8 protein-coding genes are annotated in these 13518 nt (G+C 41.5%); 2 read left to right on the top strand and 6 right to left on the bottom strand.

All coding sequences use genetic code 11. The features are described from left to right. Nucleotides 1-25 precede the first annotated feature (25 nt). The gene (locus A7968_RS13890) at nucleotides 26-4534 is read left to right on the top strand and encodes an EAL domain-containing protein (protein ID WP_064667175.1); all 4509 of its coding nucleotides are present in this window, start codon (nucleotides 26-28) and stop codon (nucleotides 4532-4534) included. Nucleotides 4535-4537: 3 nt separating this feature from the next. Here the strand turns inward: A7968_RS13890 and A7968_RS13895 are convergent, their stop codons facing one another. Next, nucleotides 4538-5485 (bottom strand): ion transporter, encoded by a 948-nt coding sequence (locus tag A7968_RS13895; RefSeq protein ID WP_064667176.1) that lies wholly within the window; start codon nucleotides 5483-5485, stop codon nucleotides 4538-4540. An 18-nt stretch (nucleotides 5486-5503) separates the two neighbouring features. After that, the gene (locus tag A7968_RS13900; RefSeq protein WP_064667177.1) at nucleotides 5504-8173 is read right to left on the bottom strand and encodes a bifunctional acetate--CoA ligase family protein/GNAT family N-acetyltransferase; all 2670 of its coding nucleotides are present in this window, start codon (nucleotides 8171-8173) and stop codon (nucleotides 5504-5506) included. Between the two features lie 143 nt (nucleotides 8174-8316). Between A7968_RS13900 and A7968_RS13905 the strand changes: the two genes are divergently transcribed. Then, on the top strand, nucleotides 8317-9033 hold the full coding sequence (locus A7968_RS13905) for an SIMPL domain-containing protein (RefSeq protein ID WP_064667178.1): 717 nt from the start codon (nucleotides 8317-8319) through the stop codon (nucleotides 9031-9033). 2 nt (nucleotides 9034-9035) lie between these two features. On the opposite strand, the gene A7968_RS13910 is transcribed toward A7968_RS13905, so the two are convergent. The 4 genes from A7968_RS13910 to A7968_RS13925 all read right to left on the bottom strand — a co-directional run bounded on the left by A7968_RS13910 (nucleotide 9036) and on the right by A7968_RS13925 (nucleotide 13516). After that, nucleotides 9036-9734: a hypothetical protein gene (locus A7968_RS13910; protein WP_064667179.1), complete on the bottom strand. Its 699-nt coding sequence runs from the start codon at nucleotides 9732-9734 to the stop codon at nucleotides 9036-9038. Between the two features lie 142 nt (nucleotides 9735-9876). Beyond that, entirely contained in the window at nucleotides 9877-11709 is a 1833-nt protein-coding gene (locus A7968_RS13915; RefSeq protein WP_064667180.1) for a DUF885 domain-containing protein, read from the bottom strand. A 74-nt stretch (nucleotides 11710-11783) separates the two neighbouring features. Beyond that, nucleotides 11784-12920 carry a radical SAM family heme chaperone HemW gene (hemW, locus tag A7968_RS13920; RefSeq protein WP_064667181.1) on the bottom strand — a complete coding sequence of 379 codons (1137 nt, stop codon included), beginning with the start codon at nucleotides 12918-12920 and terminating at the stop codon, nucleotides 11784-11786. Next, nucleotides 12917-13516: an XTP/dITP diphosphatase gene (locus A7968_RS13925; protein ID WP_064667182.1), complete on the bottom strand. Its 600-nt coding sequence runs from the start codon at nucleotides 13514-13516 to the stop codon at nucleotides 12917-12919. Before A7968_RS13925 ends, hemW begins: the two co-directional genes overlap by 4 nt. Between the last annotated feature and the right edge of the window lie 2 nt (nucleotides 13517-13518).

Genomic DNA, 13518 nt, shown 5'->3' on the forward strand with positions numbered 1-13518 from the left:
TTAAAACAAAGACGTGGAAATTTAGATGGGTAAATGGTTTAAGGCTTGTATTTTATTTTGTTTAGTCGCATCTATTGTTGCAAGCCAAGTTGCTATTGCGCAGGTAAAACGTTTATCGCCCAGTGAAGGTTTATCACAAAGCTATGTAAGTACCATGTTAATAGATAACAGTGGTTATTTATGGTTGGCGACTGAAGGTGGCTTAAATCGTTACGATGGTTATCAAGTTGTTCATATTGCAGGACCGAATGGCGAATTAGATGAAGCGATTATTGATGTTATTTATCAAGACCCTGCCGGTTATATTTGGATTGCTTCATTAGTGGCTGGGCTATTTCGGTATGACCCAAGTACCGATAGTTATCAGCAGTTTTTATCAAAGCCCGTCAGTGAAGAACAAATCTTAAGTCAGTCTGTATTTACTATGGTTGCAACGGATGAGAAATCATTATGGATTGGCCGTGGCTGGGATTTTGCTCGTCTTGATTTAGCCACGGGGCAAATTGAAACTGTTTTTGAATTACCAGATCGCACTCGCAGAAGTATGATCCGCGATTTATTGCATTATAAAGGCTATATTTTTATCGCTGCGAGTAGTGGCGCTTATGTTTATCATATAGAGACAGGGCAATACCGAAAGTTAGAACACTTAAGCGCAGAGCCTGATCATGTTTATCAAAATTACATAAAGTCGTTTGCAATAGGTGAAAATGAGCAACTGTTAGTGGGTGCTGTACGTGGCTTATATCAAGTTGATATTAGTGATTTACCAAGTATGTTTGAGCGCCCAGATATCCCGTTTAAAAATAAAACGCTATTCGATGATCTAAATGTTTGGAAAATAATCAATGAACATGGTGTACTTGACCTGGGAACTGATAAAGGCTTGTTCAAGTTAGATCTAGCTACAGGCGAATTGACTAAAAATAACCGATTAGAAGAAAGTAAATACTCACTGGTCGATCCAAGTATTATAGATATAGTTAAAGATAAAAACGGTGCAATGTGGGCTGCCACTAAAAGTGATGGGGCGTTTTATTTGCCTTATGATAATTACCACTTTGAAAATGTTAATGCCACTATGCTCTCAGGTGATGGCTTGTCTCACCCTTCAATTTGGGGAATAACTGAGTTTGAAAATAAACTTTGGTTAGCGACCCATAACGGTTTAACTGCCGTTGATTTAAAAACCAAGCACGGAGAAGTCTTTTTAAAAGACTACCAAGCCGATTTATTTACCACTGAATTTAATATTTACGAGATAACTCCGTATAAAAATAAGTTGTGGCTGCGCACTAATCGCGGCATGTTTAGTTTTGATCCACATAGCCATGAAATTTCTCCTGCCAAAACAGCGGATCCTAGTCAACAGCATTTAATAGCTGGTTGGGTACATGGCTCTATGTTGATGCCTAATGGAGACTTGTTTTATGTTCATTCCGATCATGGCATATTTGTTTATAATATTGATAGCCAAAAAATAACCCCTTTAGGCGGTGAATTTGAAAGCTTTGAGCCGTTTTTAGCGTATGGTTTTTTTCCTCCACTATCTAGCAAACCTGATTCACCGCTGTTTTATAATGCAGGGGTACTTTATCTGGTCGATCCGAATTCATTTGCTTTAACAAAAATTTATACTGTGCCAGAACAACATGAAAACGTTGCAGTTAACGTGATGTCCTATATCGTAGATAATAACAATGTGCTGTGGATCAGCTTATCCAATTTTGGTTTGATTGGTCTGGATGCAACGACCTACAAATTACTTTATACCATTGACTTAGATAAAAATAAGCTTGGCACTTTAATGTACGATATGGTGCTAGATGATACTGGTATGATCTGGATGAGCAGTCATAAAGGTATTTGGCGACTAAACCCAGAGAATAAACACTTTCAACAATTTACTACATCAGAAGGGTTGATCTCTACTGAGTTTAATAGTGGTGCATTTACCCGTTTAAAAACGGGACAAATAGTGTATGGCACGTTGAAGGGGTTTAGTTACTTTTACCCAAATGATAATCATCCCAAGCATGGTTTAATTGACCACGTTAATATCACTAGCATTGATTTAATGTCCCGTGAATTATCTACAGATCTTAAGCAACCAATCAAAAAAATCATCTTAGAACATGATGATATAGGGCTAGAAGTGGCTTTTTCGGCCATGGCATTTAATTATCAAGAACGTATTATTTATGAGTACCAACTCTCTGATGGGCAAAAATCGTATACTCGTAATAATAATCGCGTGTTATTTCCAAAACTTAATCCTGGCGAGTATCAATTAAAAATCTGGGCTAAAGATCCACTGACAGGTGACTATACGCAACCAGCAGTACTGGATATTGTAGTTAAATACCCACTATGGCGAGCGCCGCAGTTTATAGCACTTTACGCAGTCGTGTTTATCGTATTAATTGCCAGTTGGATAATGCGTCGTAATCGAATACAGCAATTGTTATTAGCAGCGCATAAAGAAAGCCAAGAAAGTGAAGCGCGGCTAAAATTAGCATTAGAAGGAAGCCGCTCAGGGGTGTGGGACTGGCAATCATCAAGTCCCATCATCTATCAACCACGGCTTAAAAATGAATTAGGCTATGATGTTGAATCGGTAAATCTGGATGACTATTTAGCAAAAATTCACCCGAAAGATAAACAAAACTTCCGCATTGAGTGGCTAGAGTTTTTATCTACCGAAAAGGGCTATTTTAACTGTACTTACCGATTGCGCCACAAGTCAGGGCATTGGCGTTGGTACAAAGACTTTGGCAAAGTGGTGGCATGGCAAGGTAGTACGCCAGATAAAGTTGCGGGCACCTACACTAATATGACCCGTGAATTAGTGTTTGAAGAGCATGCGCGCTTATTTGGTGCTGCTTTTGAGCAAACCCGCGATTGGGTGTTTATTTTAGATAAAAGCTTACGAATTCTAGCCACTAACAAAGCACTGCAAAGTGCATTTGATTTCCCTGTAGAGCATCGCTCTAGCTGTTCATTACATCTAGGTTTAAGCCGTAGTGTCAGAGTGAATTATCTGCGTGTTATGAAAGAGCTACAAGCTGGTGAACATTTTTCTGCAGAAGATACCGTCTACCTTGCCAGTGGTGAACCTCGTCATGTATTAATCAAGGTCAGTGCTGTGGCTGATACTGAGCAACGCTTAGAGAGCTATGTTGTGATCCTGACCGACATTAACGCACAAAAGCTGGCTGAAAATGAGTTGTTTGTATTGGCAAATTACGACAGCTTAACGGGGTTACCAAATCGCACTTTATTTAATGACCGAGTTGAGCATGCACTAGAACAAGCAAAAGCGCAAAACTCAAAAACAGCACTTCTCAATATCAATATTAAACGCTTTAAATATTTTAATGATTCGTTAGGGCATGAAGCTGCTGATGAGATCATAAAAGCCGTTGCGTTGCGGTTAAAATCACGTTTACAAGCCAAAGATAGTGTTGCCCGTTTTAGTGGCGACGAATTTATGCTGTTAGTTGAAGGTATTCAGCAAATAGAAGAAGTGGTTTTATTGTGCGTTAAATTAATGGCCAGCATGAATGACAATATTATTGTTAATGAACAGGCTATAAGTATCAGTTTAAGTATTGGTGTTGCCATTTCTCCTGATGATGCAATGAATGCAAAAGGCTTAATTAAAGCTGCTGACATAGCACTTTACCACTCTAAAAAGAGCTTGGAAGGGTGTTATCAATTTTATAAGCAAGACATGAATCAGCATGTTCAACGCGCACTGCACTTAGAATCGCAATTAAATCAGGCCTATCAAAATTACGAATTTTGCAATTATTATCAAGTGATTGTTAATGCAAAAACTCATCAGTCCGATGGACTTGAAGTATTGTTACGTTGGCCGGAAAACACCACTTATAAACCACAGGAGTTTGCACTTGCGGCTGAGAGTGTTGGTTTGATCACCAAGATTATGCTGCAAACCTTATCCAGAGCACTGATAGAGCTTAAGCAATGGCAGCAACAAAGGCCCGACTTATATATATCCATTAACCTGTCTGCTTTAGATTTTGAATATAAATCTTTAGTCGAAGAGATCCGTTCAGCATTAGTTTATGCCGATGTGTCGGCCAGCTCTGTAGTGTTTGAAATTACAGAATCTGTGTTGATGCATGATTCGTCACAAGCGCTGGCCAGTATGTCGAAATTGAAGACGTTAGGTTGTCGTTTATATATGGATGATTTTGGTACTGGTTATGCTTCTTTAACGTATTTAAAGCGTTTTCCCATTGATGTACTTAAAATTGACCGTAGTTTTGTGAAAGATATTGGCTTAGATAGCGATGATGAAGCGATTATTCAGTCAACGTTGGCATTGGCGAAAAGCTTAGGTAAAGAATGCGTCGCAGAAGGCGTAGAAACTAAGCAACAGCTGGCCTTTTTGCGTAACTTAGGCTGTAATTTATTTCAGGGCTATTTATTCAGTAAACCAATCCCAGGGGATGATGTAAGCGCACTATTAAATAAAGACTGGCAGTCGTTGTTGAACGAGGACTAATAGCTAGTCTTGGCGTTCACCGCAGTGACGACAATAAAGGTGTTTAGTGCGTTGGCTCAGTTGAGATTTAATGGCTTTGTTTGCTTCTTGCTTACTGAGACCAAGCTTACAGCGCAAATTCTCTAGATGCTCTAGCTGATCATCATCTAGCTTGCCGCCATGTAGGCATTCATGCACGGCATCACTAAAAAGTACCCGACGTTTGCGTAATTGTTCTGAAAAGCTAGAAGCCAATAAACCCGTCGGAATAGCCACCATTCCCATACTAAGTAGTGTAATAACGCCACCAAAAATACGCCCTAATGGTGTTACTGGTACAACATCACCGTAACCTACAGTCGTCAATGTTGCCATTGCCCACCACATTGCCGCAGGAATGGAACCAAACTTATCAGGTTGAATATCATGTTCAATTAAATAAATGCCACAAGAGGCTAAAATGAGTACCACAGCCATTATAAAAAAGGCGGCAATCAGTGGACCGCTTTCATCACGAAATGATTGTAAGAGCAGTTGCATAGCACGTGAATAGCGAGTTAGCTTAAAGATCCTGAGCAGCCTGAAGACTCTTAAAAAGCGTAAATCAAAAGTGATAAACATCATCAATAGCGTGGGCAGGATTGCCAGTAAATCAATAACAGCTAATGGGGAACATAAGTACTTTAAGCGGCGTTTAAAGTCACTATATTCTAAGCTTTTATATTCTACGCGGTCAACGCATGACCAAAAGCGTAATAAATATTCGATAGCAAAAATACTAACCGAGCCGAGCTCTAGCATTAAAAACGCGTGCTTGTACTGTTGGGCTAGGGTAACGACAGATTCAAGTACAATCGCAACTACATTGATCATTATTAGGGTTATTAAAAATACATCAATAATGTGGCCGATTTTGCGATATTCACCATTACCTTCAAGTAACAAGGCGGTTTGTTGTCGTAAATTTTTCAAATGCTTATCCGTATTTATTTATTTATTTATTGGCGTTAAAGCAAGCACCATGTTGATACTGCCTTCTTCAAAGTCACGACTGATCTTAAAGCCTAGTTTGCGGGCTAATTCAATCATGCCAGTATTTTCTGGCAGGGTGATACCTTCAATAAATTGTACACCTTGGCTTTGGCAATATTCAATGGCAGCTCGCATCAACAAGCCTCCTAAGCCAAGCCCTTGGCTGTTTGAGCGTACCACAATGGCAAATTCGGCATGCACTTTATCAGGGTCCATTAATACCCGAGATACACCAAGTGTTGCGTTGTCTTGAGTGATAATAAATGCCATCTCTCGGTCGTAATCAATTTGCGTCATTTTCGCCAGTTGATCGTGGTTAAATTGCGGCAGTTCACCAAAGAAGCGTTTGTAGCGATCTTCTTTACTAAGTGACTGATCAAATTCTTGGTGTGCTTGCTCATCTTCGGGTTTGATCGGACGCAGTATTGCTTGGCTATTATTTTTTAAAGTAACCTGTTGTACCAGCTCAATCGGGTAGGGGCGGATTGATAAGCGCTTACGATGCGATTGTACTTGATATCGACTTAAGGTCATGGTGGCATCGAGTACTAAAAATTGGCCGTTACTGGCTAAGATTGGGTTTAGCTCTACAGATGTGATATCGGGTTGATCAATCACTAGCTGAGAAATGCGGGTAAGCAGTGCGCAAAGGCGATACTTATCTACTTTTTCTGGTAATACGCGATCTTTAAGCACGCCCTTATCATGAGCTGCGGCAATTAAATATTTAGCTAAGTTCATGTTTAAAGGGGGGAGAGCTACTGCGGCTTGAGCAAATTCAAGACCGGTGCCGGCTTCTCCAAGTAAAATAACCGGGCCAAAGTTAGCTTCAGTTTTAATTGCGATACGCAGTTCATTTGCGCCTGCACGCGGCGCCATTTTTTGTAGTGAAAAGCCTTCAATAATCGCATCTGGGTAGGTGTTTTTTATTCTTAGTAGCATTGCAAAGGCGGTTTGCTCAACTTCTTGCGCATCGTTTAAGTTAAGAACTACGCCACCGACTTCTGATTTTGATGGAATGCTAGGGCTTATCAGTTTCAGTGCCACAGGAAAGCCTAGTTCTATGGCTTGCTCTTTAGCTTCTGTTGGCGTGTAGGCCACCTCGGTTTGAATACATTCAACCCCATAATGAGCCAATATTTGGCTGGCTTGATGGGTGGATAAATAGCTTTGCTGCTCTGCTAAAAATTCATTAACGATGGCTTTTGCAGCTTGTTTATTGATTGTTGCATCATCGGTGTTTGACTCAGGGGTTTGTGTTAAGTGCTTTTGGTTACGGCGATAACTCACTAAGTGCATAAATGCACGTACAGCACCCTCAGGGGTGCGGTAGGTAGGAATGCCGTAGTTGCTGCATAAGCGACGCGCGGCGTAGGCGGCATCTTCACCCATAAAGTTTGTGATCACATAAGGACGGGCCATTTTCGGCAGCTTATTGAGCGTTTGCGCAATGATCAACGCATAGTCTTCACTGGGGGCTAATGCCGATGGCGTGTGGATGATCAGTAAGTTTTTAACTTCTTTTGCATGTAATAAAATTTCCAGTGCTTGCTGATAACGGGCCGGGGCTGAATCGCCAAAAATATCTACCGGGTTTGACGTCATATCTGATTGTGGGATCACCTTGTTTAACGCACATCGGGTTTCTTCACTCAATTGTGCAAGCTTACCGGAACTTTGTAATAAACTATCAACGGCCATCACACCAGGGCCACCGCCGTTGGTTAAAATGGTCAGTTGTTCGACTTTTAATAACTTAGGATGCATAGCCAAGGTTTGTGTGGCAGCAAACAGCTCAGTGAGATCATTTACCCGCAACATACCAGCGCGTTGGAACAAAGCATCATATACGGCATCAGAGCTTTGCTTTCCGCCGGTGTGAATTTCTGCGGCGAGTGCCCCTGCGGCCGTTTTTCCGGTTTTAATGGCGATCACCGGTTTACTAAACGCAGCAGCGCGAGCGGCGGAGATAAAACTACGAATGTTTTCGATATTATCGATATACAGCAAAATAGCTTTGGTTTTCGCATCGCGACCTAAAAAGTCCAGCAGCTCTGCAAAATCAATATCTAAGCAGTCCCCCACAGAAACAAAATAGGAAAAGCCAATTTCTTTATTTTTAGCCCAATCTAAAATGGTGGAGCAAACAGCCGCTGACTGTGAGACAAAGGCTATTTTACCTTCGCTGGCAACGGTGTGAGAAAAACTCGCATTGAGGCCAATATGGGGGATCAATAAACCCAAACAATTAGGGCCAAGTAATGACACTTTGGCTTGTTTAGCGGCTTCTTGCAGTGCTGTTTTTTGCTGATGATTGAGTCCCGCTGCGATCACCACGGCATTTTTACAGCCAAACTCACCTAATTCGGCAATAATTGTCAGCAATGTGTGTTTGTTGGTGCAGATCACTGCAAGATCTGGAATTTTCGGCAGTGCTGCAATTGAAGGGTATGCTAACACGCCATGCACGGCGCTGTGCGTTGGGCTTACTGGCATTATTGGGCCGTTAAATCCGCCCTGCAATAAGTTACGCATCACCACAAACCCTGCCCGAGAAATATTATTTGAGGCACCAATCACGGCAACCGATGTCGGGTTAAAAAACTGACTAATGCGTTTTACGCTCATGGCTTTTCCTTGCGGGTTATGTGTTTTCTTGGCAAGTGATGCAGAGAATCTTTTTGCTAAACTATACTGCTCAATGTAACCTGTTTAGGTTGATTTTTCGAGCATCAAACCAATTTACATTGATAATTATCAAAGGAATCTAAATGAATAAGCCAAATGGATATTACCAGTTACTGGGAGCCGCGGTATTAAGTGTTGCTATTTTAGGTTGCGGATGGATTTTAAAATCTGCGGCACTTGATGTAAAAAATATGGAGCGCACCGTTGAAGTCAAAGGCCTTGCCGAGCGTGAAGTTGTTGCCGATACCGTTATTTGGCCGGTGCAATTTAGCGACGCTGATAATAATTTAGAAAAATTAGTCGAGCGGGTTGAGCAAAAAAGCTCTGCGGTGGTCGCTTTTTTAAAGTTGCATGGTTTTGATGAGCAAGAAATAAGCTTAAGCAAACAATCAATTGTTGATAAACAGGCGCGCGAATACGGTGCTGAAAATCAGCAATTTCGATATATTGCCCGTGCTAATATCACTGTGTATTCACAGCAACCCGATAAAGTACAAAATGCTTTAACAAAGGTGGGGCAGTTGGCCAAGCAAGGAATTGCTATCGTGCAGGATAACTATGAAACCCGCGTTGAGTACATGTTTACTGGGCTAAATGATATCAAGCCAGCAATGGTGCAAGAGGCCACTGAGAAAGCCCGTGAAGTTGCTCTTAAGTTTGCCAAAGACTCACAGTCAAAACTTGGTAAAATCCGCACCGCAAGACAAGGCCAGTTTAGCATTATCGACCGCGATTCAAACACGCCACAAATTAAAAAAGTACGCGTTGTAACCAGTGTTGAATATTATTTATCTGACTAATATTATTTATGTTGTGCAAGGTAGCGATCAATTTGCTCTGTTTTACAGCGTAAATACGCACCACTGAGTAATATTTTATAGTCACTAAGCGATTTAGTTGGGCTTGCTTGGCATAATGTGAGTAACGCTTTTAAGAAGGAGGCAGTGTTGATATTGCCCTGAGTTTGTTTAAATTCAACTTCCATTAGTGCCAAAAGAGCTGAGAACTCATGCTTAGGTAAGTTATGCTCGGTTGGATTTTTGGCGATATAACTTGCAACGGCGGTGAGGCCATTTTGATCCACTTGCTGAACAGCCTGTAACAAGCTTTCATTGCTTTCAAATAACATTAATGAGCGAACATAATTAAAAGGTAAATTGCTGCCAGAACAATTACTAAACAGGCTGTGTAATACATTTTGTTGCTGGGTATTTTGCTGGGCAAAGTTATTGTTAAATTTTAAACCGGGGGTGAAAAAGCTCAGCTTGTCTAAGCTCTGAATATTGGCTATTAGCTCTTTGGGCAACACATGTTGGGATAATATTTTACTCGCAATGTTTTGCAAATAAGCATATTTTACGCTCATTCGCTGGGCACTTTCATACAAATGCAGTAATTGCAGTGTTTGCTGCGCATCAGTTAAACGCACAAATGAATCAACAATGGCTGGTAACTGATGCTGTTGCATTTGTGCGTTTAGTTGGTTAATACAGGCGTCCATTGTTGCTCTCTTCTTCGTTTTATCAACCTATCCTAGCCTAACTCCTTCACTGGTCAAGTGTTTATCTATAATTCAGACAATAATTCAGACAATAAAAAAGGCCGCAGATACGGCCTTTGTAGATGTTATCAAGCAATCATGCTTAAGCTGCTAGTTTGTCTGCAACCCATTGATCAACAAAGCTCTCAAGTACGTTTAGTGGCACAGCACCATTTTTAAGTACTACATCGTGGAATTGGCGAATATCAAACTTGTCACCCAGTTTAACTTTCGCAGCTTCACGAAGCTCTAAAATCTTCAACATACCTACTTTGTAAGCCGTTGCTTGTGAAGGCATTACAATGTGACGCTCAACCATTTTAACACCGTCAGACGTCGCGTTAGGCGTATTATTTACGTAGTAATCGATACCTTGTTGGCGAGTCCATTTCATTTCATGGATACCAGTATCAACCACTAAACGGCATGCGCGCCATAACTCCATTGATAAGCGACCAAAGTCAGAATAAGGGTCTTCATATAGCCCCATTTCTTTTGGTAGTAATTCAGAGTATAAACCCCAACCTTCAATGTAGGCTGTGTAGCCACCAAATTTACGGAACTTAGGCACACCTTCAAGTTCTTGCGAAATAGCAATTTGCATGTGGTGACCAGGAATACCTTCGTGGTAAGCCAGCGCTTCCATTTGGTAAGTTGGCATTGCTTCCATATCGTAAAGGTTGGCGTAGTAAATGCCTGGGCGTGAGCCATCCGGTGCAGGTTGTTGATAAAATGCTTTACCCGCTGCTTTTTCACGGAATGCTTCAACACGTTTTACAATCATGTCAGCTTTAGGTTTAACAATAAATAGTTCATCTAAGCGTGATTTCATATTGTCGATAAGTGTTGTCGCTTCATCGAGGTATTGTTGCTTACCAGCTTCAGTGTTTGGTAAGTAAAACTGCTTATCGGTTTTCATAAACTGCATAAACGCTTTTAAATCGCCTTTAAAGCCGACTTTTTCTTTGATTTCGCGCATTTCATCATGAATACGTGAAACCTCAGCTAAACCAATGCTATGAATTTCTTTCGCGGTTAAATCTGTGGTTGTGGTACGCGCTAACGCATTATTGTAAAACGCTTCGCCGTCAGGGAACTTCCATGCACCATCGCGATCATCCGCACGTTTTTCAAGCTGTGCTAAATAATTAATTAGCTTAGAGTAAGATGGCTTAACAGCAGCTTTTAGGGCTTTTTCTGCGTCTGTAATTAGCGCGTCTTTATCAGCTTGAGCGATTTCAAGTGCCGTTACTTTGCGTTTAAAGTCAGCAAGTAAAGTTGAGTCTTCACCTTGTTCAAACGGCGCACCATGAATGATGTTCTTGCTTGAATCAATGACATGTGGGAACACAAACTTAGGGGCGATAATGCCTTTATCAGCACGTACTTCTAAGTCTTTGATCAGTTGGTCAATAACAGTCGTTACGCCATTTAAACGTGAGATATAGGCTTTGGCATCGGCAACATCAGAAATCTGGTGTTGATTGATTAAAAATGCTGGGATCATCGAGTGAGTACCAAACATTTGGTTTACCGGATAGTTGTGGTAACGCCATTTAAAGTCTGCGATGCTCTCTTCAAGGTCTTGTTTTTTTAAGTCATAGCTAACTTTTGTGGTGTCATCTAGCAAGTCACGGTTAATCGCATTTAAAGCAACTAAATCATCTTTGGTTTGTTGATGATCTTTTTGCACGCGAGCTTCGCTGCCGTCGTCCCATTTATCGTAATCTTTTTTGATACCCATATAGGTTTGGTAAACCGGGCTGCTCATCACATCACGGTTAAAGGTATCTTCGAAAAATGCATTGGCTTTGTCTATTTCACTTTGCACAGGCTGTGTTTGTACAACGGGTGTGCTTGATTGCTCAGGTGTTTGCTGGCAACCACCTAACAGTGCAATACCCACTGCGGCGGCGATAAAGGTAAGTTTACGCATGTTTTCCCTTTTGTTGTTAGAAACCATTAATGGTTATTAATTATTATTAAAATCAGTAATTACCTGTTTGGTAATTACACAAATAACTCTAGCAGATCATTTAAAAAACGATGACCTTTTTGGCTTACCTGCCAATGACTCTCCGTTTGCTCAAGCAAACCCTTTGCGACTGCTTGTTGTAATGCATCAGCCTGACTTTGCAGCGGTAATTGTGTTAACGCCGTAAAATCACTAATTGGGCATGCTTCAAATAACCGTAAGCGATTCATAAAGAATTCAAACGGTAAGTCATGTTGTTCTACTTGCCACTGTTTAAATAAATAGGGCTTTGCTAAATCCATGTATCCACGTGGATGTTTCACTTTTTCAGTACGGGTAATGATACCTGTTTTAGCATCCGTTACCTTAGCATGGGCACCACAGCCAATACCTAAATAGTCGCCGAAGCGCCAATAATTTAGGTTGTGTTGGCATTGGTAGCCTGGTTTTGCATAGCCAGATATCTCATATTGCTGATAGCCAGCATCGGCTAATAGTGCTTGGCCTTGCTCTTGAATATCCCATAAAGTGTCATCTGCTGGCAAAACTGGCGGTTTAGAAGCAAATTGCGTATTGGCTTCAATCGTTAATTGATACCAAGATATGTGCGGGGGATTAAGAGCGATCACTTTTTTCAAATCACTGAGTGCATCTTCAACAGATTGCCCTGGTAAACCGTGCATTAAATCAAGGTTGAAGCTGTTTAAACCAGCTTCATGGGCTTGCTCCGCGGCATAAGTCGCTTCATCGGCACCATGAATACGGCCCAGTGCTTTTAGCTTGTCATTTTGCATGCTTTGCACGCCAATCGAAATGCGATTAATGCCAGCGGCTACGTATTCTTTAAAACGCCCGGTTTCAACAGTGCCCGGGTTGGCTTCTAGGGTGATCTCGCAGTTTTCACTCAGGCCAATTAATGAATCCACCGCCGTTAATAAATTAACGTAGGCCTCACCGGTTAACAGGCTAGGCGTGCCGCCACCAATAAAGATGGAGTGAATTTTACGTCCTTGCACTAAGTGTAAGTCAGTTTTTAAATCATCAATTAAATGCTGCACATATTCTTTTTCAGGAATATCGCCTTTTTGACCATGACTATTAAAATCACAGTAAGGGCATTTTTGCACGCACCACGGCACGTGCACATATAAACTTAGCGGCGGTAAATTCACAGGCCGCCTTTGAGCTTAAGCTCTGACAGTAACTGTTTTAATGCTGTTCCGCGATGGCTTACAGCGTTCTTTTGCTGTTTAGTTAATTGCGCGCTAGTACAGTTAAGGTCTGGTACATAAAAAACCGGGTCATAACCAAAGCCACCTTGACCATCTTGGCTTTGCGTAATTTGCCCTTCCCAGCTAGCACTGCAAATCAGTGGGGTAGGGTCATCGGCGTGGCGCATAAGCACTAACACACACCAAAACCGTGCACTGCGGTTAGGATTATCAGCAAGCTCAACTAATAGCTTATCAATATTATCTTGATCGCTGGCGTGCTCGCCTGCATAACGTGCTGAGTAAACACCCGGTGCGCCGTTTAATCCATCAACCTCTAAACCTGAGTCATCGGCTATAGCTGGCAGGCCAGTGATTTTTGCCGCATGGCGAGCTTTAATGATGGCATTTTCAACAAAGGTGGTACCTGTTTCGGGCACTTCTGGCACGTTAAAGTCGCTTTGCGGCACAACGTTGATTTCAAGCGGGCTTAGCATTTGTGCTAACTCGTTGACTTTGCCTTGGTTACCGGTGGCTAATACTAAGGTTTTTTTCATGG

It is taken from the genome of Pseudoalteromonas prydzensis (assembly GCF_001661495.1).
GTDB lineage: Bacteria > Pseudomonadota > Gammaproteobacteria > Enterobacterales > Alteromonadaceae > Pseudoalteromonas > Pseudoalteromonas prydzensis.